We start from the raw sequence: 24,564 nt of genomic DNA on the forward strand, positions 1-24,564 counted from the left end.
ATGCACAAATATTCATATACTCATATTTATATTATATGAATAGTCTAATAAAAGTGTCAATCCATTTTCAGATTTTTTGTATAAAAAATACCATTAAAATTTAGAGTAAAAACACTTTAATCAGAAATGGCTATAAAAAAACTGTAGAATTCATCTATCTATTATAGAAGCTTCTACAGTCCATCTAATTGGTATTTTTTTAATGATGTCTTGCGTGATCAATCATTTGTTTTAACACGCCCATTACATGCTCATCATCACATGAATAAATCATAGTAGTTCCTTCGCGTTTATATTTAACTAAACGCAAATTCTTTAGAAAGCGAAGCTGATGAGAAACCGTGGATTGAAGCATACTTAGGCTTTCTGCTATTTCATTAACTGAATGTTGTTTTTTTGATAATAGATGGAGAATTTTTATTCTGGTAGGGTCTGATAATGCTTTAAATGTTTGAGAAACAATAAATAATGTTTCTTCATCCAATTCAAACTTATTTATGGAACTCATTGATTCCTTTTTCTCATTAAATTCGCTCATCTCTATTCTTACCCCTTTATTATTACAAACCTTTCCATCTATTATAGCATAGAAATGATTGCTTTCTGTAGTAACATGATTCTTGCTAAAATCGGTTCTAACAACAAAAAACAATGGCGTTCATTTAAAATGAACGCCATAAAGTCAGGTTTCGGAGAACAAAGAGATTAGGTTTAACTCTCCTTATTTCGGATAAACTAATACTATACTATTCTATTACAATGGAACAATTCCAACTGGGTTAATAGCATTGGATTTCGCTTGATTCCAAGGCCCTTTATGCAATTCGAAATGTAAATGCTGACCAGTAGAATCACCTGTATTACCCATTGTACCGATTTGTTGTCCTTTAGAAACGACATCACCTGCATTTACTAAACGGCTGCCTTCTCTCATATGTGCATACACTGTTGTGTATTGTTGACCATTAATATAATGACTAATAAAAATAACTTGTCCATAACTGCTTGAAGGATATGATCTAATAACTACTCCATCAGCAGCTGCGTATATTGGAACTGTTCCAGTCGCTGCAATATCAACACCTGCATGGAAAGTCCCCCAGCGATGACCTAGCCCTGAAGATAAATATCCTCCACCTGCTGGACGGGTAAAGCTGCCAGATGATACAGAAGTTTTTGGCTTGGATGCAGGAGAATTGCTTCCGCTATTAGATGAAGCAGTTGTTTTTGAAGCTGCTTGAGAAGTAGCTTTTGTATTATTAGCCGCTTGCTTTTGTGCTGCAGCTCTTTCAGCCGCTGCCTTTGCTTCTGCTGCTTTTCGTTGTTTTTCTGCTTCTGCTGCTTGTCTTGCTAATTCAGCTTGTCTTTCCTTCTCTAACTTGATTGCTTTTTCCATCGCCACTTGTTGATCCTTCAATAGCTGTTCTTCCTCTTCTAAAGAGAGCATTTCTGCATGAACATGATTTTCTTCTTTTTCCAATTGAGCCATTAATTTATCTTTTTCTTTTTTCTCTGCGTTCAATTGAGAACTCAGTGATTCAAGATCAGCAAGCATGGTTTCAAGTGCATTTAATTTTGACTTTAGCTCAGCTTTGGATTGTTCCAATAACTTTTTATCTGCTTCTTGTTCTTTAATGATTGTTTGATCAGCTTCTACGATTGTTGCTACTGCACCAACTCTATCAATAAAATCACTGATGCTTTGTGAACCCATTAACACATCTAGGTAATTAACCATACCACCTGTTTGTTGATAAGATCTTGCACGTTCCTTCAATAATTCATTTCTTTTTTCAATTCTTGCTGTTACTTCTTCAATTTGCTTCTCTAATTTTTTTACTTCTTCTTTCGTAGTGGAAATTTGTTCTTTTTTCTCTGTAATTTTGACTTGTGTACTAGAGATAGAAGTATTTATTCTTTTAATCTCTGTTTCTACTGAATCTTGTTTAGAATGGATATCATCTAATTTATTGGATGAATCATCTAGTTTTTTCTTTACGTTACTATGCTTATTTTCAATATTACTTTTTTCCTTATTCAATTCACTGATTGAACCTTGGGCAGATACTGGTGATGCCGTAATAGATGTATAAGCGATCATACTACTTACACTTAGTGTAGATACAAGTGTTAATTTTGCTAGTTTCTTTTTCATTTAGTACAAGCTCCTCCCCCGTATACCAATCGTAAAGTTGGTAAACCTGATGCTTTCTCTCTTTTTTATTACTCAATCCCCAAGTCTAAACAATAGCCAACAAATCTTTAGAAAACAGCATTTTTTCCAATATAATAGCTTGAAGCACTGTAGTTCTCGCTCTTCAAGCTATTGACCATAAGACTAATTTATTTAACGACAACTACTTTACACTCTTAAAAACTTGCGGATACTCATTACGGAACCCCATATTCCAATCACCGCTCCCATTACTAGAAGTAATCCGGATACTTGGAATACAAATGGAGTATAATCCAGAATTTTAATATAGCTTCCTGCTAATTTTGCAATTAAGAACTGATATGCATAGTAATATATTGCGCTAACTGCAGCTATCGGGATAATCGACCCTAATAGGCCCAGCCACATACCTTCTAAGAAAAATGGCCAGCGGATGAACCAGTTAGTCGCTCCTACTAAACGCATAATTTCAATTTCTTTTCTTCTTGCTACAATTGTAATCTTAATTGTATTAGAGATTAGGAACATCGCTGTAAATAGCAATCCAATAATCAGGACAATTCCCACGTTTCTACTCAAATTAATTGCGCTAAACAACTTTTCAACCGTGCCTTGTCCATACCTTACTTTTGCAACATGTTCAAATTTCTCAATCTTCTTTACTACAGCTAATGTATCCTCCGGATCTTTTGTTTTCACCACAAATACGTCATTCAACGGGTTATCCTGTTCAAAAAGTTTAAAGGCATCCCCATCTTCTCCTAGACTAGTGATTAAGTTGTCCAGTTCTTCTCCTTTAGGTGAGAAGATAACACTACCAACTTCAGGAATCCCCTTAATTTCTTCTTCTAGAGCGCTTTTCTCTTCTTTCGTTGCTGCCACATCAATATGCACTCTGATCTCTACATTTTCTTCAATGGAAGTCGCTACATGATTTAAATTCATCATAATAACGAAAAAAACACCAACAAGAATTAATGTGATCGTTACCGCACTGACAGAGGCAAATGTCATCCAACCATTACGAAGAAGGCTTTTAAAACTTTCTCTTGTATGTCTCGCTACTGTTCTAGCCTTCATAGCCGTATTCACCTCTCGTTTCGTCCCTTACAATTCTGCCGCCCTCAATAGCAATAACACGATGCTTAATCGTGTTAACAATTTCACGATTATGTGTTGCCATTACAATGGTTGTTCCTCTATTATTTATCGTTTCAAAAATATTCATAATATCCCATGACGTTTCGGGATCCAGGTTACCTGTAGGTTCATCTGCAATTACCAGTTTAGGAGAATTAACGATCGAGCGTGCAAGCGAAACACGCTGCTGCTCTCCTCCAGATAATTCTGTTGGCAGCATTCTTGCCTTATGCTTTAATCCAACTAGCTCTAAAGTATCCATGACTTTTTTCTTTATATTTTTTGGGTTTTCTTCAATAACTTCTAATGCAAAAGCCACATTTTCAAAAACAGTTAACGTGGGAAGAAGTTTAAAATCTTGAAAGACAACTCCCATGTTTCTTCTTAATAACGGAACTTTCTTATCTTTTAATTTTTCTAAATTAATACCATTTATTCGAATACTTCCTTGTGTGGGCTTTTCCTCACGATACATCATTTTAATGAACGTAGACTTCCCTGCACCACTTGGTCCTACTACATAAACAAATTCACCTTGATTAATCCTAACATTTATTCCATTAGCGGCTATTACACCGTTCGCATACTTCTTCATTACATTTTTCATTTCTATCATCTATTATCACACCTGAATTATTTTTTGTATGGATTATTGAAAAGCGAAGAAGGTACATATAAGTTTGAAAACATAAACGAATCACTGAAGAGTTATGATAGAAGTGATTTGGTTTATGAATTTATCCCCTAGCAATAAGTTTTATTTCTTTCACTTATTCCTTCCACTTTTCCATATGATTCAAAAACCAAAATTCGACAAGTTTCAAACGACTAAAAGTGACAATCTGCAATCTCTGCAGGTTGTTCCTTTTCTTACTTAAATTATTATATCATCATAATACGACAAATTAATGTAAAAAATTATTACATTTTCTTTTCAAACATAACATAAAGTACTATTGATTTCAGCACATACCAGCATTTCCTATTAATATAGTACTACAAATCGACCTATTTCCCCTTTATTTTTGTAATTTTCCTTGATAAATAGTATTATATACCTAAAAACACACATTAATATATCCAGTATTTACATAATGAAGGGATGCTTTTAGGCGGCAAAAAAGTTCATAAAATTAATTTTGTCTGCTTTTATAGGAGCAAAAAGAAAAATTCGACAAAAACAGGTCAGCTTTTTTCCCTTTTTCTGTTAAAATCAACATAAAAAAATATCTTTTTTAGTCCAATTCCTATTTCACGAATCAAATCTAAAAAAGATACTCTCATTTACTATTTATTTAAACCCTCTCCCGAGAACCTCTGAAGCGTCTGTTACAACAACAAAAGCTGTTTCATCGATTGATTGTACTAATTGCTTGAGCTTGATAAATTGAGATTGGTCTACGACACACATTAAAACAGGTCTTTCTGAATCTGTATAACCACCATGCGCTGTTAATCTTGTTACGCCACGATCAATCTTATTTAAAATCCCTTCTCTTACTTCCTCTTGCTTATCTGTAATGATTAAAGTCATTTTGGAACTGCCAAAGCCCACTTGAACCAAATCAATGGTTTTGCTCGTTACAAATAGGGCAATTAAAGCATATAAACCTTGTTCAATACTGAAGACGATAGAAGCGGTGATGACGATTACGCCATCGATCAGAGCTACACATTTTCCTAACGAAATTCCTGTATATTTGTTGATAATTTGTGCGGCTAAATCTGTGCCGCCAGTAGATGCTTTGCCTCTAAAAACAATACCAATCCCCAGGCCAATACCGATTCCGCCATATATCGCAGCTAATAAAGGTTCATTGGTCCATGGCTCCAATCCTCTAGAGAGATACACAACAAATGGCAAAAATACGGTACCTATTAATGTTTTCACTCCAAAGTTTCTTCCTAATAATATAACCCCTAACACAAATAATGGAATATTAAAGGCCCACTGTACATAGGCTGGCTCCCACTTGAATACCGCCTTCGTAATAGTGCTTATTCCACTTACACCGCCAGATGCAATATTATTAGGTAATAAAAATAAATTAAAGGATAAAGCGACAATAGCCGACCCTATTAGCACATAAATATATTCGCGCCATTTCATTTTTTTACACCTCTATTTTCTTGTCAGTTTATGTCATATATACTTGGTGTTCGTATTCGACAATCTTTTTTATGTTAAAAAGTATAATCAAGAATATGACATGGTTTTACTATTCAGCTTATTCTATAGAAAAAATCCACATAAAAAAGAGGAAGCGATGTGCATTTCCCCAGTTTTCTGCTTCTAAAAACAAAATGATTCTTCCAAGCAGAGAGTATATCATCTATTATTTGAAGTGTAAATGGTGGCAAATTAGCGTGGTAAAGCGATGAAATAATGGAAATATTCTTTAGAGGGGTTTTGTTATTTGCCGTATTTCTGTATGAAACTAAACAGACCTTTACGAACAGTTTGGATAGAAAAATGGGACCTCACAACAAAAGTACTGCGAGGCCTTTCTTCCAAGCTTATAAAATAAAAATCCAAAAGAGGAAGGCAAGTACAAAACGATAATAGGCAAAGGGTGCAAGTTTAATTTTATTGATCAGTTTCAAAAAGAATTTGATTGCTAATAATGCAACAACAAAAGCAGTGATAAATCCAGTCAAGAAAAGAGGAAGATCCTGTGGGGATAAATAGTTCCAGCTTTCGAATAAGTCTTTTCCTGTTGCTGCTGCCATAATAGGAATGGCCATAATAAATGTAAATTCAGATGCTGCTTTATGGCTCATACCAGCAAGAATTCCGCCAGATAAAGTCGCTCCAGAACGAGAAAATCCTGGTACTAACGCAAAACACTGAAACATTCCAACTGTAAAGGCTTGCTGATACGTAACCTGATCGAGTGTTTCTGCTGTAGGGCTACGGGGCTTCCATTTCTCGGCTGCAAGCATCAGTAAGCCGCCAATGATAAGGGTGATCACGACCGTTCCTGACCGAAAAAGCACTTCCTTAATAAAATCATAGAACAGGATGCCACCTACCCCAAACGGGATAATGCCAATTGCGATATGAAAAATACTTAATGTCCCAACATCCTCTTCTGCCTGCCATTTTTTTATTCCAAGAATACTTAAAATTCGTCTCCAAAATACAAATACAACAGCAAGAATGCTTCCTAGCTGAATAATAATCTCAAATGTTTTTGCTTTTTCCCCTGTGAATTCCAGTAAATGTGCTACCAATATAAGATGTCCCGTTGATGAAACAGGTGCAAACTCGGTTAATCCTTCCACTATTCCTAATATAATAGCAATCATAATCTCCATGAAGCTCCTCCTATAAGAAAGGTATGTGTAAAAATGCTTATTAACGCCTGTCCATTTTAATATATTTTTTTACCTTCCTATCTAGAATCAAAAATAAAAAAATGCCTGACTTCTTCTTGATAACGAGAAGTCAGGCATTCTTTCACATCACTTTATATAAATAAATATGCCAATTGCTATTTTTTGATTCGAAGTCCTTCATAAAGGTGAGATTAGTTTCTGCAGCATTATTTATTGGAACCGCCGAAAGAATATATTGGCCACCCATCTCTTTCAATGCTTCTACATTTAGTTGTAAATGATTGATTTCTTTATTGGAGCGCTTTGAGTACATATAATTCTCGCCCAATTCATCGACGAAAATATAGCATCGTCCGCCCCAGTCATCATAATAGGTTCTTAATGCTTTATTTTTATTAAGCTCTGGCTCTATTATTTTCCTGAATTGAAGCTTGTAATCTAGTGGATAAATATTGCTATAGGAATCAAGGGTATACAAGCCATTGTATTGTGCTATATTCGGATGAATACCGATGCTCACTACTCTATATTGGTCGAGCGGTTTTCCAATATATTTCTTTATGTCAGTAAACTGTTCTGTAGCAAAGTATGCTTTATAGCTTGGTTGATTTTTGTACATGATTTGTTCATTTGTCGGTACTAAAACAAGTAATTGACCAATAATCAGCACATAGACTAACTTTCGGCCCATGTTACGGTTCTTCCATAACATTTTTAAGGTAAGAGCAAATAAAACATAAATAATCATTGGGCGCAGATAATGGAAGCGCGCAAAATTGAAGCTTGTTAAAATACCAAACTTCTCTTTTAATGGCTGCCAGCCTTCGAAAAACCAAAAAGCATACCATGTGGATAAGACAATATTCAATAGGTGAAGACCGATGTATAGTTTATTTTCACGCCACTGTTTTTTCAAAAGAATAAAGAGTAATCCAAATAAAGTCAATGGTAAAATAATATATTGATGAATGGTTCGATCTTGATTATGACTGAATACATAATTTTTACCTACAAGCTTTAAGGTTTGTACAAAATTCAACTTTGACTGGTAAAATACATCTCTGTTCGTTAATTCATCGGATATCGGGGCAATCATCGAAATAACAAGACGATAATCGATTGCCAAATAAACCATTGTCATATACAAAATGGCGAAAAATAATGGCCAGTTGCTTTTTTTATTCCGCACGAAGTCATATAGCCAGAACAGCCCCATGACAGCTAGGAAATAGAAAAAGCCGATTACAAAGGTGGAAAAGAAAGGAAGTAGCGTTAAAACGGCTAGATCTTTCCAGCTTCTTTCCCCCTTATAAATATTCAGCATACTCCATAAAGCAAGAGGCATTCCAAGAATACTAAGCATTCCTGATGGCCAATAAGGTGTTAAGCTAAAGGCAAGCGCCACCCCAATAGTTAGGATATAAGCTTTATTATGCTCCTCTTTCATCACATATTTTTTCAATAATAAATACATGCCAATAAAAGCAACAAAATGTGTTATTGCTTGGCAAAGGCCATAGGCAATAACAGGTGGCAAGAATTGAAATAGAAACACCATTGCATAATACTCTGAATAATAGGTGTCTCTCGAAAATTCCCCATTCATAATTTGTTCCACTGGTGTATGTAATGGCGAGAAGGCAATTCCGTTATCTTTCATCACCTCATACCAGCCCAAATTAGAATCTAGATTATCATGCACACGCATATGTGCATCTTCATTTAACACAAAATAAGGAAGTACCCATACGAAAATAATGGCAATTGCTATATAAAAAAACGTTCTTTCTCTTTTTAGATAATTCATTTGACGCTCCTAGCATTTTGTTGATATCTTTTTGGAAAAACAAAATATTTTTGTCCAGCATAATTTAACAAGGTATAGAAGCCACTTCCAAACAGAACGGCGATTTCATCTGTATAGGAAGCGAAAACGTTCCATTCACCAAGCAACATTTCAACCAGCACTAACCCAGCTTTATATGCCAGCAGATAAGAGGCTAAAATTACGGCAATAAAGCGAAGTCCACTGCTTCCTAGAGCGGCATTGCTTTTGAATGTAAATCGCTTATTTAAAAAGTAGCTCACACATGCTCCTACAGCATTTCCGATAAAAGTTGCGGCCCAATAGTCGAAATGAAAGGCGTTTAAGCATAAATAAATCATTGTTAAACCAATAAAAGTATTCATAAGACCAACTACTAAAAATATTAGAAATGATTTATCCTTCATCTAGATTGTACCTTTGATCTATTTTCTATTTTTTTGCATAGGTTGCTTTCAATAATATAACGGGGCCGCTGCTTCACTTCTTCATAAATTTTTCCTATGTACTCACCGATTAAACCGATACTCATAAGCATTAATCCACCAAGCAGCCAAACAGAAATCATTATAGAAGTCCATCCCGATTCTGTATGCCCCATAAATTTTTGGACGATGGCATATACACCAGCAAATACGCTAATAACAGAAAATAAGAAACCTAGTATGGTAATAAGACGGATTGGCTTGACACTAAAAGAAGTGATTCCATCTAAAGCAAAAGCAATCATCTTACGGAACGGATATTTGGATTCTCCTGCCGCTCGTTCCTTTCGCTCATAATAAACCTTTGTTGATTTAAAGCCTAGTAAAGGGACAATCCCTCTTAAAAATAAGTTAGACTCTTTAAAGCGAAGCATTTCCTCAATCGCTCTTTTACTTAACAATCGGTAGTCAGCATGGTTATAAACAAGGGATAATCCCATTTTCTCCATTAAACGATAAAAGCCCTGGGCAGTATTTCTTTTGAAAAAAGTATCTGTTTCTCTCTTACTTCTTACCCCATAAACTATCTCATTGCCTTTTAAATACTCTATTATGAAATCTCTGATTACACTCGTGTCATCTTGAAGGTCAGCATCGATGCTTATTACACAATCTGAAAACTTCACAGCCTCTTCTAAACCAGCTAATAATGCCCGCTGATGACCAAAATTTCTAGATAGCTTAATTCCACTAACTAACGGGTCAAACAAAGTAGCATTTTCTATTTTCTCCCATGTCGCATCTTTACTGCCATCATCAATAAACAATAATTGGCTTTGTTCACTGATTAAATTTTCTTCCATTAAATCGCGCAAAACAGTACGTAAATTCCCCATTGTCTGCTCAAATACCTCTTCCTCATTGAAACATGGTACTGCAATGGTTAATATTGTTTTTTGCATTTGTACTACCTCTTTTCTTTCCGTTTATTGCTCAAACCAAATATCCCTTTTAAATTATCCCACTTAAGTAAGACGATAAAACTGTAGAATAGTTTCATAAATTGGAAAAAATTATATGAAAAATATGTAAAAAATAGTGAAATGCTAGTGATAACGGATACATTTTCCTGAAATTCCAATAAAAAAGCCAAATTCGGAATGGATTAGCACACACTAATCCATTCCGAATTTGACTCGCATTTATTAGGCATTAATTTTTGAACGAAGATAAGCATTAATAAAGATATCAAGGTCACCATCCATAACAGATTGTGTATTCCCGACCTCTGTATTGGTGCGGTGATCTTTCACCATAGAATATGGATGGAAAACATAAGATCGGATTTGGCTTCCCCACCCAATTTCTTTTTGTTCACCGCGGATTTCTGCAAGCTTCTCTTCCTGCTCTTCAATTTTGCGTTGATATAATTTCGCTTTTAACATTTTCATGGCTGTTTCTCTGTTTTTAATTTGGGAACGTTCTGTTTGACAGGAAACAACAACCCCTGTTGGAATATGTGTAATACGTACAGCAGAGTCCGTGGTGTTAATATGCTGACCACCCGCTCCACTTGCACGGTACGTATCAATTTTTAAATCTTCTGTACGAACTTCGATTTCAATTTCATCATTAAACTCAGGCATTACATCACAAGATACAAAGCTTGTATGTCTGCGCCCCGATGAATCAAACGGGGAAATACGAACTAAACGGTGTACCCCTTTTTCTGCTTTTAAGTATCCATAAGCGTTATGGCCTTTAATCGCCAATGTTACACTTTTAATCCCAGCTTCATCCCCTGGCAAATAGTCCAAAGTTTCCACCTTGAAGCCTTTTTTCTCTGCATATCTTGTATACATACGTAAAAGCATACTGCCCCAGTCTTGAGACTCTGTTCCACCAGCTCCTGGATGAAGTTCCAAGATGGCATTGTTTTTATCATATGGTCCACTTAATAATAAATTTAACTCGAACTGACTTAAACGACCGACTAATTCTGTAAGCTCCTCTTCCAACTCCGCACGAAGTTCAGCATCGTCTTCCTCTTTCACCAATTCATATGTTAACTCAAGGTTTTCAAAAGTCTCCACTAATTTATAAAACTCATGAACTTGATCTTTTAATGCATTGCTTTCTGAAATCACGGTCTGAGCAGCCTGCTGATCATTCCAGAAATCAGGATGAAGCATATCATCTTCTAACATAGCAATACGCGCCTCTTTGTTTTCTAAGTCAAAGAGACCCCCTAAAGTTTTCTAGTGTTTCATTTATCTTTTCTAACTCATTGCGAATATCTGCTAATTCCATTCATGTCACCCTTTTATATAAATTATAGTTCTAGGTAGTTTACTACTTCCTTTATGTATTATATGGCTTTTTGAAAAAAAATGCATGTTTTCCTGTTAATTTCATGGTGGATAATGATTTTACCGGCGGTGAGAGAGGATTAGTTGCGGTTTTTATTCAATATGCTTGCGGATTCTTCTGCATTACTTGCGACTCTTCTCACTTTATTTGCGACTCCCCCAACTTTTATAACTCTCCTTTTCCCCCTACAAACTTGTTCCGCAAACCAAAGCCAATTAAAAAAAACTATCCTTCCTTAAAAGGAAAGATAGGCTGCTCACGAAATTCTTTTATAAATTTGCTCCATGGCAATTTTTATATTTCTTGCCGCTTCCACAGAAGCATGGTGCGTTACGTCCGATATCTAGTTGTTTTACTGCTGGCTTTTTCTTTGGTTTCTTGTCGCCGCCTTCTTCTTTCGGGTTTACTGCTTGGCCTTTTGCCACTTCTTCCCTTTCCAGATTATTGCGGATTTCTGCTTTCATGATATATTTTGCGACATCTTCTTCAATAGCAATAACCATTGCTTCAAACATAGCAAAACCTTCTGATTGATATTCACGAAGCGGATCGATTTGTCCATAGGCACGAAGGTGAATACCTTGGCGTAACTGATCCATTTGGTCGATATGGTCAATCCACTTGCTGTCTACTGCACGGAGCACGATAACTTTTTCAAATTCGCGCATTTGCTCAGGAGAAAGCTTCTCTTCTTTCTCATCATAGCTTTGTAGTACTTTCGCGAAAATAAATTCAACGATTTCATCGCCTTCTTTTCCGCGAAGATCACTTACTTCTACTTCGCCTTCGTTAAGAAGATTTCCACTTACATAATCCACGATCGCTTGTAAATCCCAGCTTTCTCTATCAGCATTATCTGGAGTATGCGCTTGGATATTTCTCTCTAATGATGATTTAATCATATTTTCTACAATAGAGCGCAGATTTTCCGAAGTTAATACTTCGTTACGTTGTGAGTAGATAATCTCACGTTGTTGACGAAGAACATCATCGTATTGCAGCAATTGCTTACGTGAGTCAAAGTTATTTCCTTCAACACGTTTTTGGGCAGATTCTACAGCACGAGAGACCATTTTACTTTGAATTGGCTGAGAATCATCCATGCCTAGTCTTGTCATCATATTTTTCATATTATCGGAACCAAAACGGCGCATCAATTCATCTTCCATCGAAAGATAGAATTGTGTAACCCCTGGATCTCCTTGACGACCAGAACGACCACGAAGCTGATTATCAATACGTCTACTTTCATGACGCTCTGTACCGATAACGGCTAATCCGCCTAATTCTTTTACACCTTCACCAAGTTTAATATCCGTACCACGACCTGCCATATTCGTTGCGATTGTCACCGAACCTTGTTCTCCGGCAGTTGCAATGATTTCCGCTTCTCTTTCATGGTTTTTCGCGTTCAAGACATTATGTGGAATGCCCTTTTTCGTCAAATATTTAGAAATAATTTCAGACGTTTCAATCGCAACTGTACCGACAAGTACTGGTTGGCCTTTTTTGTGGCGCTCGGCAATGTCCTCCACTACTGCTCTGAATTTCCCATCCATAGAAGCATAGATTAAATCTGCGCGGTCATCACGAACGATCTCACGGTTTGTTGGAATAACAACAACATTCATATTATAAATGTTGCGGAATTCTTCTTCTTCTGTTTTCGCTGTACCAGTCATCCCTGCAAGCTTTTCGTACATACGGAAATAGTTTTGGAATGTGATGGTTGCAAGGGTCATACTTTCATTTTGAATCTCTAAGTTTTCCTTTGCTTCAATTGCTTGATGCAAACCATCGCTGTAGCGGCGACCTTTCATCAGACGACCTGTAAATTGGTCAACAATGACAATTTCACCATCTTGAACCACATAGTCTACATCCTTATGCATACTTGCATGGGCTTTTAACGCTTGGGTAATATGATGATTAATCGCAACATTGGAAACATCAAAGAGGTTTTCAATTTGGAATACACGCTCTGCTTTGGACATTCCTTCTTCTGTTAATTGAACACCCTTTGTTTTTTCATCATACGTATAATCTTTTTCTGGTTTTAAGCTGCTGACAAAAATGTTGGCACGAACGTACAGCTGTGTTGATTTTTGCGCAGAACCGGAAATGATAAGCGGTGTACGTGCTTCATCAATTAAAATAGAATCGACTTCATCGATTACGGCATAATACAATGGTCTTTGTACCTTCTGCTCATTATAAAGAACCATGTTATCACGCAAATAGTCAAAACCAAACTCATTATTTGTTCCATAAGTAATATCTGCATTATACGCAGCTTGCTTATCTTCTCTTGAAAGGCCATTTAAGTTAAGGCCCACGGTTAAACCAAGAAAATTATATAATTGTCCCATTTCTGCCGCATCACGAGTAGCAAGATATTCGTTGACTGTAACAACATGGACCCCTTTGCCAGAGAGAGCATTTAAATATACAGGCATTGTCGCAGTTAACGTTTTACCTTCCCCTGTTTTCATCTCTGAAATATTACCGTCATGAAGGGAGGCTCCCCCCATTAACTGGACAGGATATGGATAAAGTCCAAGCACACGCTTTGCTGCTTCTCGAACAACTGCAAATGCTTCTACCAATAAGTCGTCTAATGTTTCCCCTTTTTGGAATCGCGCCTTGAATTCTTCTGTTTTTCCCTTTAATTGCTCATCCGATAATGCTGCCGTTTCATCTGCAAGCAATTCAATCTTATCCGCAATTTTAGTTAATTTTTTAATATCGCGTTTGTTTTGATCAAATACTTTATTTAAAATTCCAAGCATTAAAAAACGCTCCTTTTTCTATTATAATGAGAAATCGCACTAGTTAAAGGGAAGACTATCTTTTTTTCATTAAAAACAGATGAAAAATATTTGTCTTCTTTGTTAACTTATCCTGTGATTTCATCCTTTAAAATCCATTTTTTGATTATTTATCTATAAGACTGACGTAATACTATATATTATAGAAGAAAAATGATCGCTAAATACCCATTTTTCTTTAAAATGAAACTAGTATCATCTATACATCTTACCATTTCCACAATAGCGTGACAACTTATACCTAGTAAAACAAAGCATTCTATCAAGCAGACGGACACAAAACAAATAAAACGAGAGGCATGAATATTATTCTGCACTCTCGTTTTATTTGTTTTGGCTATCGCCAATTCACTAACAATCTTTTAATAGACCTATTCGATTTTTATCGCTTTTTCCTGTGCTTCAATACATAATGCCGCAGCAGTAAAGGCATGTTCCTGCGTCATCGCATTTTCTGTGCCATTTATGCAATCTAAAATAAATTGACCGAAAAATGGATAGCCTACTTTACCGCTTAATTGATAGTATTTTTCTCCTTCTCCATTTACCAAAAATAAATGGTTCCCCTCCTTGCTGCGTGCTATATCAATATACTTTCGGACTTCAATATAGCCTTCTGTCCCAATAATTGTCACACGGCCATCTCCCCAAGTTCCCAGCCCATCCGGAGTAAACCAATCGACACGGAAATAAAAGGTAGCGCCATTATCTGCCACCAAGGTTGCATCCCCATAATCCTGAAATTCTGGGTATTGCTTATAGTGATAGTTAGCAACCGTACTATGGAGAACTTTTGCACTTTTCGCATTTGCATAATGTAAAAATTGCTCGATTTGATGACTGCCAATATCCGTTAAAATTCCGCCATATTGCTCTGGATCAAAGAACCAGTCAGGTCGGCTATTGACATTAGCACGATGAGGCCCTGTTCCCATAACAGAAATAACCCGGCCAATCGCTCCTTCTTCTATTAATTGACCAGCAAATACGGCACTTTCTACATGTAATCGTTCACTATAATAAATCCCCCATCTTAGACCAGTCTCTGCTACTTTTTGCTTTGCTTGCTCGACTTGAGCCATTGTAGTAAAAGCAGGTTTATCCACAAAATAGTGTTTCCCAGCATCTAATACTCTTAACCCTAGTGGACCACGCTGGACTGGAATATTCGCACTTGCTACAAGCTGAATCGTTTTATCTTGGAGGATTTCCTCTTCTGACGCTGCTGCCCTTGCTTGTGGATAGGTTTGGATAAATTTTTGCACTTTTTCATCATATAGTGATAGGTAAACCTTTGAGGCCATCTCCAGCTTTTCCCCCACTTCACACCGTGCATGAGACTTTCACCTCACACGGCGTTCCATTGAAAATTCCAAAAGAATCGTGTGTTATTTATTATGTATCTAGCATTCTTGGAAATTTCCAACTAGAGCCTATCCCTCCCCCATTTATTATCATGGTTTCATAGGTACTGTGACTCCACTCTCACGAAAGGTTAATCTGTTTTAATAGGTTATGTTATTCCCCTTTATATACAGAACTGCTTCATAAGCAGGTTAATGCCTCCACATCCTTCCGCTTTCCACGTTCCAATTTCTCTATCCTTCCCATATATCCTTAGGTCTCTCCTATGGTCCTGTATGTATAACTTGCCTGTAACAAGCTATGGGCTTTCATAATCCAGATTCTTACTTACCCATCCATACGATCGCAATTTTGCCACCTGCTGCATTTCTACAGCATTTATGTCTAGAACCGTACATTCGGAGATTTGTCAGTATATCCCTATTCATTCTAACCATAGATACTTTATGGACTCCCGGCATATAGGATACACCATCTACCGCTAGACAGCTTTCGTGATTGACAAGGAAAGCCCCTTATCAACTTACGGTATCTCTCTGCCGACTTCACCGAGCTTCATACCAATCTATTTAACCATAGAAATGGCATGTCGGAGTATTAGAGTAGGCGTTTCAGAGCGTTACCTCTTCATTCCACCTATCGAGAAATTAGTTCTCCTAAGGTGATTAAAGAACCTTAGTGTCTAACCTTTTCCGTTAGAAACGTGTCGCACCTGGATCATAAACAGCTACTAACGTGCCGCCTGCTTCTATTAATCCATTACACATCCCATAGATATGCCCATGGTCTAAGCCAATCGCAGCAAACAGAAATTCCCCTTCTGCGACTACCTTATTTACTTGACCTTTCGGCGCATAATTCATTCCATCATTTTTATTCACATTTTTCTCCTCCTTCATATTACTCATATTTACCGCCTACCGTAATATCATTATCTTCAAAATTTTCAATGGCTGTTTTCTTTTCGTAAAAATGAATTGCATTTGTCTGTGTACCTTCTCTTGTGTAGAATAAATTATCTTTTGTTAATGGCAGCTTAATGGTTTTCCCTGTACTCGCAGATTCATAGATTGCTGAAATAAGCTCAAGTGTTTGTCTGCCTTGTTCTCCATCTACTAGCACTGCTGTTCCTTGTTCCAACGCTGTTAACACATCGTCGATTTGCCCAGGGTGCCCTTCATATGGAATATCATCTAGCTGCTCATAATAGCGCTGAATTTTTTCTTCCAGTTCTATATCCGCTTCTGGAAATCCATTTCCCTTTGATTTAGACGCTTTTACTTTCCATGGTACGGAGACTCTAGCATTTTTCCCTTGAAAAATTAACTGCTGTTCTTCTCCATGATGGATAACAGAGCTTGTTATTTGTGCAAGGCTGCCATCATCATAACGGCAAATAGCAATAGAAATATCCTCAACTTCTGCATTATCGTGGGAGGCATTACTCATCACAGCAGTTACCTCTGATGGCATTCCATTCATCCATTTAAAAATATCAATATGATGGACTGCATGATTTAAGGTACAACCACCGCCTTCTTTTTCCCAAGTACCTCGCCACCATAAATCATAATAACTATGCCCGCGCCACCAGAAGGAATCAATCTGTGTATGGACAATCGGTCCCATCATTTTCGTATCTAGTACGCTCTTTAACTTCATCATTGGACTTTGAAAACGATTTTGCGAAATGACGGACAATAACTTGTTATTTCTTTCTGCCGCTGCATTCATGGCATCACACTCTTCTAAAGAAGAAGCCATTGGTTTTTCCACCAATACATTTTTTCCAGCATCAAGAAAATCAATGGCAATTTTTGCATGAGTATAAGGCGGCGTACACACCGAAACTAAATCAATGTCTGTTCGCTCCAGCATCATTTGATAGTCTTCGTACACGGTTGCATTCAAATGGAATTCCTCGGCCTGTTTTTTTGCCTTTTCAGGATACAAATCACATAAGGCAACAATCCTACAGCGCTCAGGAAATTGTTGATATGCTTCAATATGAGCAGATGAAATGGCTCCTGAACCGATAATAGCTACGTTTAGCACAAAACCCTCTCCTTTTCCTTAATCTATTTATTCTTGTTAAAAGAGATTTAGAATCGTTAATCTCCTAGAAATACCTTCTTTACGTTTCATATAAGTCTAGCAGTCTTCTTTGTTTGAAATGCTTCTAAGTAATTCTATGCGACTATTTCACATAAATATTTTTTTCGGAATCAGCGAATTATCATTTTATTTTTTACCAAGCCGTCTTTGGGTAAAGCTGGAAATCCATAAACTAATAAAAGCAAATAACAACAATGGAAACATTAATGTTAATGCTAGTGAATTAAGCATAGGCTGCGGCTGGGAACCTGCTCCTTGAAGGACACTGAATACCATAACACTTAGCGTCTGTGTCTTCGGTCCGGAGATTAATAGGATAATGGTAAATGTGCTAAACATACGAATGAAAATATTAATGGCAGAAGCCGTTAACCCAGGGACTAATTGCGGGATAACAATTCTACTAAATAATTTAAATTTAGTTGCACCTAAGGATTCAGCAGCCCATTCCAATCTTGGATCCAGCGATTCCATAAATGGCAGCAAAATGAAAACAGAAAACGGAATACCGACAATTAAGTTAACTAATATTAAGCCAGGAATTGTTTCCGCTAGACCTGTTGAATAAAAAATGGAAGCAACAGGTATGGCATAAACAAGTTCTGGTAAGGTAAAAGGCATCTGAAAGAAACTAATCAAGCCTTCTTTAAAAGGAAAGGACTTACGCCCCAATACATATGCAGTTGGAATACTTAGCAACAATGATATAATGGTCGCAGTTACAACAATTTGTAAAGTTATTTTATAAAAGTGACCTATTTCATAAACCTGCCAAGCCTGAACAAACCAGTCCACTGTGTACCCTGCTGGAAGGAAAGTACCATACCATTCTGTTCCGAAGGCAGTTAGTAATACAGCGATCGTCATACCAATAATGGAGGTGATACATACTATTATTAAAAGCCATGTTAGAAATTTATAGAGCAGTTTTAGTAATCCTGCCACTTTACTATTCTTAGGTACACTTGCTTCCGTAGGATTGTTTATACCACCCTTAATGGTATTCTCCACAATTCTCACTACATTTCACCTCTTTGTTATTTAAATGTACTTGCTGAACCGACGAATCCTCGTTTACGTAAAGCAAACACAATTGCCAGAATTACTAATTGCGTAATTGCCATTACTACAGCAACTGTATTAGCCATACTGTAGTTAAAGTTTCGCATTGCTTCCTCGAAAGCAACTACAGCAAATGTCCTGGTTGCCGATGCAGGATTACCTACAATCACAGCAGAAGTATACACACCAATCTGCATAATAATATTTAAAGCAAATACCCTTAAAACCCCACCACGAATAAGTGGATAAAATACTCGTCTAAATGTAACCCATTCGCTGGCTCCAAGCGATCTCGAAGCTTTTTCTAAATTTGGATCAATGGAATCCATCATCCCAATGAAATTAGTAGCAAGGAATGCCACACCCAAAATAACACAAGCAATAAATGCACCAGTATAGTTATAGACAAGTCTGATTGGCTCATCAATCAGGCCAATTTGTAAAAGAATCGTGTTGAACCAGCCTGTTGGCTTGAAAAATGAAATAATCGCCATATCAATAATTAAGGAGCCTAATGTAAGGGGGAAAATAATTAATCCGGCTATTATTCCTTTGCCCCTCATCTTTCCTCTTATATAATAGGTAATCGCGAAGGCAATAAATAACTCCAGAAATGCTGCTGGAATAATTAAAGCAAGTGTTCGAAAAATGGTTTGATAATAATCTGGGTTTGTAAAAAACTCAATATAGTTACCCATCGTGAAATTAGAGGTTCCATTTTCTTGGAATGTCATCATAATCCCTCTTATTAATGGATAAACAAATATCAAAAGTACTGGGAGCAGACTCGGGAGAAGCATTAAATAATCACTTTTTTTCGGTTTTGCCTGTTGATTCATGTTTTCACCCCTCATCCAAAATAATAATCTTATCGGGATTCAAATAAAGCTTTACTTTTTGGTGTGCCGTATAAGGATCCAGCCCTAAAACACTAGTCTTTAAAACAGAACCATCCTTGATTTTAATTTCATAGCCAGTAGTGCTTCCAACATAATCCCCAACCAATATCTCCCCTTCTATTACATTGGCTCCAATTCGATCATTTGAGACAATTTCAATCATTTCTGGCTTAATTGTTAGAAGTACACTATCGCCTACCTGGTGGCGACCATTTCCTTTTATCTCTAAACGAAGCTTGGAATCTGACTCAAAAATAAGGTAATCATTATTTTTACTGACAATCTTTCCTTTAATAAAGTTAGCGTAGCCTAAGAAATTGGCAACAAAGTGATTTTTAGGCTTTCCGAAAATTTCCTTAGGAGTGCCTAGCTGTTGAATTTCTCCTTTAGACATTACTGCTATTTTAGTGGAAAGCGACAATGCTTCTTCTTGATCATGTGTTACATAAATGGTGGTGATCGCTAGTTCATCATGAATTTTTTTTATTTGAATTCGCATATCTTTACGAAGCTTTGCATCCAAATTACTTAATGGTTCATCTAATAATAGAACCTTTGGACGAATAACTAGTGCTCTTGCAAGGGCAACACGCTGCTGCTGTCCTCCACTTAACTCTTTAATAAATCTATTTTCCAGCCCATTTAGCTGAACCATCTCCACCGCCTCTTGCACTCTGCGCCTTTTTTCTTTTTTTTCTACTTTGCGCATATCTAAACCAAATGCGATGTTTTGAGAAACGGTCATATGGGGAAATAATGCGTAGTTCTGAAAAACCATGCCAATATCTCGCCTATTCATAGCAATATGATTAATCGGAGAGCCATTAAATAGAATATCTCCTGAAGTCGGCTCAAGGGTTCCTAATACCATCGATAAAATAGTTGTTTTCCCACAGCCGCTTGGACCAAGGAATGTCATAAATTCGCCGCTCTCAATTGTCAAATTTGCATTATTCACAGCTGTTGATTCACCAAATTGTTTCGTTAAATTCTTGATTTCAACCTTTGTACTTGTCGTGTTCTTGACTGCTTTAGATACTGCCGACTCCGTATTTGCCAATACTGATTGTTCCATACTAATTCCTCCTTATCTCCCTAGTCTCTAGTAAACAAGAGACTAGGGAAAATACTTCCTATTTGAGTGCTTGAATTTTTTCTTCCCAAAGACCGTATAATTCATTGGTCTCTTCTAAGTCTGGGAATAGTATCCATTCTCCGTCTGGAACTTTCATTTTGTCGCCTTCTTTAAACTCAGGCATTACGGCTTCCACGAGAGTTTCATATGATTTTTGATATTTAGGTTCTAGCATATCAGGTGTTGCTAGACTATTTGCTGGAAGGAAGCCTCGAACATATCCTTGTGCCTGTATTTCCTTCGATGTAGCAAACTTTAGAAACTCGAGCGCAGCATTTTTGCGATCTTCTGGTAAATCTTTTACCATTACATAAAATTGAGAATCGATAACTTGTTTGGCATCCTCCAATTTCACAGCTTCAATATGCGGCGGGATAGTTTTAATTGCTTTATTATCCGCATACCAGAATGGGATGTGCGGTACAATATCTACTGCTCCCTCATGGAGAAGATCAAACGAGTCAGATGTTTTTGCTGGGTAGGATTCAATCGTTTCTCCAATTTCTTCTAAATAACTCCACGTTTTATCTAATGAGCTTGGGTTATTTAAATCTTCTCCCATTGCTTGAATAAGACCAAAGAAGAATCCTCGTGCTGGACCACTAGATGGAACTGCAGGGTATGTAAATTTTCCTGGATTTTCTTTAATCCACTCTCTTAATTCTTCATATGTTTTCGGTGGGTTTTTAACTGTTTTTGTGTTATACATCAAGATAGGACCACCAGAACCAGTTGTAACTGGTGCACCATAGCCTTCGAATTTATCAATATACTCCTGACCAATTTCATTCCATTCTGCAGAATGAGTCTCTTCTGAGTATTCGGGTAATATCTTTTCCCATAAGCCTTCTTTAATGCCAAGTGGAAGACCATCTAAACCAGTCACCACTAGATCAATGGTTCCATTTTTACCTTGCGTTTTTATTTTGTTGATTACTTCTTGGGGTGTACCTCGACCATATTCCACGTTGTATTTTCCATCTGTTGCTTCTTCAAACATCGGTATAACAATATCCTTATAGTATTCATCTCCACCAGCGGCCGAATAAATCGTAAGCGTTATTTTACCGTTTTTACCTCCAGAACTTTTTTCAGCTCCTCCGCATGCAGATAGTAATAAACTAATTGTCATGATTATTGTTAAAAAAAGCCATCTATGCTTTTTCAAAATAATCCCCCCAATTCTCCTGTATTATTAATGCTCGCAAATAAAAATGCAGAATTGTTACTGGACTAAGATGTATTTTGTTTTGCTTCTAAAAACCACCTCCTTTAAGTAGCAACGGCACCGTATAGTGCTTAAATAATTGCAAGCGATTACAATTATACAAATTCAAGATATTCGTTCTATATCCTTCTTTCATTCAACAAGAATATACTAGTATGGTAGTTAGAAGTTTAATTGTTACTTATCGTACGATTTATGCTTAAAGTTTACTATTCTATTTTGAAAGATCGATGCACTGGTGTGAACAATGGGAGAAATGATTCGTTTTAAAACTACTGTTAAATGAATCTATTTTATTCAAAAGGAGTAGGTTCTTTGGATGATTTTGCTTTCACGATTTAACTTCTACTATTAATCATGATCAATCAGAGGGGTTGTTCCAACCCCCCACTTATTGAAGGGTGACCGAATTGGTCTTTTAAGCGCAGCTGTTCCTCCACCCTGGTTTTCTTTAAATGTAAAAAGTCGATTTTACTGTATAATGCGGGGATGAGAGGTACTAATTAATAGATCGTTCTATTTTTTTCATCGACAATTCCTGATTTTCTATAAAAATACGTATTAATACGGTCACGCCATTCTTTCGCATTTTCTAACTGCAGCTGTAAACGTTCTTGTACATTTTCAAAAACCCAATCTTCTACTTTTCCTTCTAATTCATTCCATTTCTTAATAAACATCTCCACTTCTTCTACCCCTTGAAAATGGGTGTTATAAATATGCTGAATGACTGTCTCTCCAGAATGAAGTTTATGTAAGTATGGGACATGGTGGAAAAATAGCAGAAGCTCATCTGGACAATCATCTAATGAGTTGTATCGTTGTGCATTTGGTCCAAAATATTGCCCAGTGTAGCCAGTTCCCGTTTCCATTGTACGATCTACCCCAATTCCATCACAATCTGCAAAGTGATAGGTACCCCATTTGGAATATTCGTATCCGTCAACATTTGGACCATAATGATGATCTGGATTAACCATCCAGCCAACACCAAGGGGTGCCGTATAATGCTCATATGTTTTCCAGGATGAAAGTAAAATATCTTTAACAACACTTGCAACTACTGGATTATTCCCAAATGTTAATTGAATCCATTCATTTGTGATTGTTTCTGTCGTTAAGTCAGGATTCCAGGTTAATCTGCCAAAGCCATAAAGATTGGCCTGTGCTAAAGTATTCCCAGTCCAATTTATATCATTACCAATATTGGAGACAGCAGCAATACCACTATGGCTATAGTTATAAAGTCTGCCAGCTACGATTGATTTTACGGTCGATCCTTCTCCATCCGAATAGGTATCGAACTCTAGCACCTCTTTCCATTGTGGTACTAAATAGCAAACATCCTTCTGTTGACCGGTATATTCCTGCGCAATTTGAAATTCTACTACTTAATTCGTTTCCTTCATGGCGCCTATTAATGGAGAGATTGGTTCCCGTACTTGAAAATCCATGGGTCCATTTTTAATTTGTAAAATGACATTATCAAGGAACTGCCCATCAAGCGGCTTAAAATGATCGTACGCAGCTCTGGCACGATCTGTTTTTCTGTCACGCCAATCCTGTAAGCAATTATAGACAAAACAACGCCATACTACTTTTCCATTAAAAGGCTGTAATGCTCGTGCTAAAACATTTGCCCCCTCGACATGGCCTCTGCCATAACTGAATGGTCCCGGTCTGCCCTCTGAATCCGCCTTTACCACAAAACCGCCGAAATCAGGGATATAGCGATAAATTTCTTCTGCCTTTCTCGCCCACCACTTTTCTACCTCTTGATCAAGTGGATCAGCAGTCGTCAAGTTTCCTAACTCTATTGGACTAGCAAAGTTTATACTCAAATAGGTAGTGATTCCATAAGACCTTAAAATATTTGCTACTTCTTTTACTTTAGGTAAAAACTCTTTTGTAAGCAGTTTCGTTTCTACCTTCCACACATTGACATTATTAATGGAAATAGCATTGACACCTACAGATGACAAAAGGCGAGCATAATCCTTTACCCTTGTTAAGTCCTCATTGAAGTCATTATCATTAAAAAAGATCGATTTTCCAGAATAACCACGTTCAATGGATCCGTTCATGTTATCCCATTGATTCATCATCCTCAACTGATTTTTCGGTGCTTCCTTTATTTCTAAGCCAATTAGCGGTTCTTCTTGCTGTAAAATCCTTAAGAAATGAAAAGCTGCATATAATGCGCCTCTATCTGTTTTTCCGATTAGTAGCATCTGTTTATTATCATCAGTGGTTTTTAATACATAGCCTTCATCATTTAAGTCATCAAATAACGTGGATGAGATGCCATAATCATTTAAGTTAACGCTTTCATTTGTACCTAAAATAATAGAGCTTTTCTTTGAATTATATGGTTGAAGAGTTGGATTAACGTCTAGCATGGATTTAAATCCATTCTGGAGTTCCCTTGCAGCAGAATTAATCATGGCTGTATCTCCTGCTATTCCAATCGTAGAGGTGATATTACTGTATTGATGAGCGTTTTCTATTTTACGATACTGCAGCCAACAATGATAACTATTGGTTACGAATTGTTGATTTTCTTTATCCACCATTTTTTCCATTTACATAACCCTCCTATAATTAACCAATACAGCTTGATTAAAATTCTGTGAAAAGGCTAGATTAGATCCTGTTAA

17 protein-coding genes and 2 pseudogenes are annotated in these 24,564 nt (G+C 36.8%); all 19 read right to left on the bottom strand.

Annotated elements, in window-relative coordinates; genetic code table 11:
* Window positions 1-199 precede the first annotated feature (199 nt).
* Window positions 200-538, bottom strand: a complete 339-nt coding sequence (locus tag NSQ92_RS17615) for an ArsR/SmtB family transcription factor (RefSeq protein WP_047943913.1) — start codon at window positions 536-538, stop codon at window positions 200-202.
* Window positions 539-754: 216 nt separating this feature from the next.
* A complete protein-coding gene (locus NSQ92_RS17620) occupies window positions 755-2,155 on the bottom strand; it encodes a murein hydrolase activator EnvC family protein (RefSeq protein ID WP_336044399.1) in 1,401 nt (466 codons plus the stop codon).
* Between the two features lie 207 nt (window positions 2,156-2,362).
* Window positions 2,363-3,256 (bottom strand): permease-like cell division protein FtsX, encoded by an 894-nt coding sequence (gene ftsX, locus NSQ92_RS17625; protein ID WP_047943911.1) that lies wholly within the window; start codon window positions 3,254-3,256, stop codon window positions 2,363-2,365.
* Window positions 3,246-3,932 carry a cell division ATP-binding protein FtsE gene (gene ftsE, locus NSQ92_RS17630; protein ID WP_047943910.1) on the bottom strand — a complete coding sequence of 229 codons (687 nt, stop codon included), beginning with the start codon at window positions 3,930-3,932 and terminating at the stop codon, window positions 3,246-3,248. Before ftsE ends, ftsX begins: the two co-directional genes overlap by 11 nt.
* A 675-nt stretch (window positions 3,933-4,607) precedes the next feature.
* Complete coding sequence (locus NSQ92_RS17635) at window positions 4,608-5,426, bottom strand: YitT family protein (protein ID WP_047943909.1); 819 nt, start codon at window positions 5,424-5,426, stop codon at window positions 4,608-4,610.
* Between the two features lie 407 nt (window positions 5,427-5,833).
* The gene (gene bacA / locus NSQ92_RS17640; RefSeq protein ID WP_047943908.1) at window positions 5,834-6,634 is read right to left on the bottom strand and encodes an undecaprenyl-diphosphate phosphatase; all 801 of its coding nucleotides are present in this window, start codon (window positions 6,632-6,634) and stop codon (window positions 5,834-5,836) included.
* A gap of 142 nt (window positions 6,635-6,776) precedes the next feature.
* The gene (locus tag NSQ92_RS17645) at window positions 6,777-8,462 is read right to left on the bottom strand and encodes a DUF6044 family protein (protein ID WP_047943907.1); all 1,686 of its coding nucleotides are present in this window, start codon (window positions 8,460-8,462) and stop codon (window positions 6,777-6,779) included.
* Window positions 8,459-8,887 carry a GtrA family protein gene (locus tag NSQ92_RS17650; RefSeq protein ID WP_047943906.1) on the bottom strand — a complete coding sequence of 143 codons (429 nt, stop codon included), beginning with the start codon at window positions 8,885-8,887 and terminating at the stop codon, window positions 8,459-8,461. The genes NSQ92_RS17645 and NSQ92_RS17650 overlap by 4 nt, the downstream gene beginning before the upstream one ends.
* Window positions 8,884-9,867 carry a glycosyltransferase family 2 protein gene (locus NSQ92_RS17655; RefSeq protein ID WP_047943905.1) on the bottom strand — a complete coding sequence of 328 codons (984 nt, stop codon included), beginning with the start codon at window positions 9,865-9,867 and terminating at the stop codon, window positions 8,884-8,886. Before NSQ92_RS17655 ends, NSQ92_RS17650 begins: the two co-directional genes overlap by 4 nt.
* A gap of 243 nt (window positions 9,868-10,110) precedes the next feature.
* Window positions 10,111-11,215, bottom strand: a protein-coding gene (prfB, locus tag NSQ92_RS17660) for a peptide chain release factor 2 (RefSeq protein WP_336044398.1) whose coding sequence is annotated in 2 segments (ribosomal slippage) — window positions 10,111-11,142 and window positions 11,144-11,215 — 1,104 coding nt in all. Because the reading frame shifts where the segments join, the coding sequence is not laid out codon by codon here.
* Between the two features lie 329 nt (window positions 11,216-11,544).
* Window positions 11,545-14,064, bottom strand: a complete 2,520-nt coding sequence (gene secA, locus NSQ92_RS17665; RefSeq protein WP_341152993.1) for a preprotein translocase subunit SecA — start codon at window positions 14,062-14,064, stop codon at window positions 11,545-11,547.
* Between the two features lie 410 nt (window positions 14,065-14,474).
* The gene (locus NSQ92_RS17670; RefSeq protein ID WP_082138410.1) at window positions 14,475-15,407 is read right to left on the bottom strand and encodes a Gfo/Idh/MocA family protein; all 933 of its coding nucleotides are present in this window, start codon (window positions 15,405-15,407) and stop codon (window positions 14,475-14,477) included.
* A gap of 774 nt (window positions 15,408-16,181) precedes the next feature.
* Window positions 16,182-16,349, bottom strand: a pseudogene (locus tag NSQ92_RS17675) (Gfo/Idh/MocA family protein); the annotation flags it as partial.
* 19 nt (window positions 16,350-16,368) lie between these two features.
* On the bottom strand, window positions 16,369-17,523 hold the full coding sequence (locus tag NSQ92_RS17680) for a Gfo/Idh/MocA family protein (protein WP_172865658.1): 1,155 nt from the start codon (window positions 17,521-17,523) through the stop codon (window positions 16,369-16,371).
* Window positions 17,524-17,709: 186 nt separating this feature from the next.
* Window positions 17,710-18,603, bottom strand: coding sequence for an ABC transporter permease (locus NSQ92_RS17685; RefSeq protein WP_047943901.1), 894 nt, complete (start codon window positions 18,601-18,603; stop codon window positions 17,710-17,712).
* Window positions 18,604-18,620: 17 nt separating this feature from the next.
* Window positions 18,621-19,484 (bottom strand): ABC transporter permease, encoded by an 864-nt coding sequence (locus NSQ92_RS17690; RefSeq protein WP_047943900.1) that lies wholly within the window; start codon window positions 19,482-19,484, stop codon window positions 18,621-18,623.
* A gap of 4 nt (window positions 19,485-19,488) precedes the next feature.
* On the bottom strand, window positions 19,489-20,619 hold the full coding sequence (locus NSQ92_RS17695; RefSeq protein ID WP_053215768.1) for an ABC transporter ATP-binding protein: 1,131 nt from the start codon (window positions 20,617-20,619) through the stop codon (window positions 19,489-19,491).
* A gap of 58 nt (window positions 20,620-20,677) precedes the next feature.
* The gene (locus NSQ92_RS17700) at window positions 20,678-21,847 is read right to left on the bottom strand and encodes an extracellular solute-binding protein (protein ID WP_341152994.1); all 1,170 of its coding nucleotides are present in this window, start codon (window positions 21,845-21,847) and stop codon (window positions 20,678-20,680) included.
* Window positions 21,848-22,410: 563 nt separating this feature from the next.
* Window positions 22,411-24,480: pseudogene (locus NSQ92_RS17705) on the bottom strand (alpha-glucuronidase family glycosyl hydrolase).
* Window positions 24,481-24,564: the final 84 nt, after the last annotated feature.

Origin of the sequence: Niallia sp. FSL M8-0099 (assembly GCF_038006945.1) — a bacterium.
Taxonomy (GTDB): Bacteria; Bacillota; Bacilli; order Bacillales; family Cytobacillaceae; genus Niallia; species Niallia circulans.

Excerpts from the sequence above, each read along its gene's own strand:
- NSQ92_RS17695 (WP_053215768.1), bottom strand. The coding sequence starts at position 20,619 with ATGGAACAATCAGTATTGGCAAATACGGAGTCGGCAGTATCTAAAGCA.
- secA (WP_341152993.1), bottom strand. The coding sequence starts at position 14,064 with ATGCTTGGAATTTTAAATAAAGTATTTGATCAAAACAAACGCGATATT.
- NSQ92_RS17655 (WP_047943905.1), bottom strand. The coding sequence starts at position 9,867 with ATGCAAAAAACAATATTAACCATTGCAGTACCATGTTTCAATGAGGAA.
- NSQ92_RS17690 (WP_047943900.1), bottom strand. The coding sequence starts at position 19,484 with ATGAATCAACAGGCAAAACCGAAAAAAAGTGATTATTTAATGCTTCTC.
- ftsX (WP_047943911.1), bottom strand. The coding sequence starts at position 3,256 with ATGAAGGCTAGAACAGTAGCGAGACATACAAGAGAAAGTTTTAAAAGC.
- NSQ92_RS17670 (WP_082138410.1), bottom strand. The coding sequence starts at position 15,407 with ATGGCCTCAAAGGTTTACCTATCACTATATGATGAAAAAGTGCAAAAA.
- bacA (WP_047943908.1), bottom strand. The coding sequence starts at position 6,634 with ATGGAGATTATGATTGCTATTATATTAGGAATAGTGGAAGGATTAACC.
- NSQ92_RS17615 (WP_047943913.1), bottom strand. The coding sequence starts at position 538 with ATGAGCGAATTTAATGAGAAAAAGGAATCAATGAGTTCCATAAATAAG.
- ftsE (WP_047943910.1), bottom strand. The coding sequence starts at position 3,932 with ATGATAGAAATGAAAAATGTAATGAAGAAGTATGCGAACGGTGTAATA.
- NSQ92_RS17650 (WP_047943906.1), bottom strand. The coding sequence starts at position 8,887 with ATGAAGGATAAATCATTTCTAATATTTTTAGTAGTTGGTCTTATGAAT.
- NSQ92_RS17645 (WP_047943907.1), bottom strand. The coding sequence starts at position 8,462 with ATGAATTATCTAAAAAGAGAAAGAACGTTTTTTTATATAGCAATTGCC.
- NSQ92_RS17620 (WP_336044399.1), bottom strand. The coding sequence starts at position 2,155 with ATGAAAAAGAAACTAGCAAAATTAACACTTGTATCTACACTAAGTGTA.
- NSQ92_RS17635 (WP_047943909.1), bottom strand. The coding sequence starts at position 5,426 with ATGAAATGGCGCGAATATATTTATGTGCTAATAGGGTCGGCTATTGTC.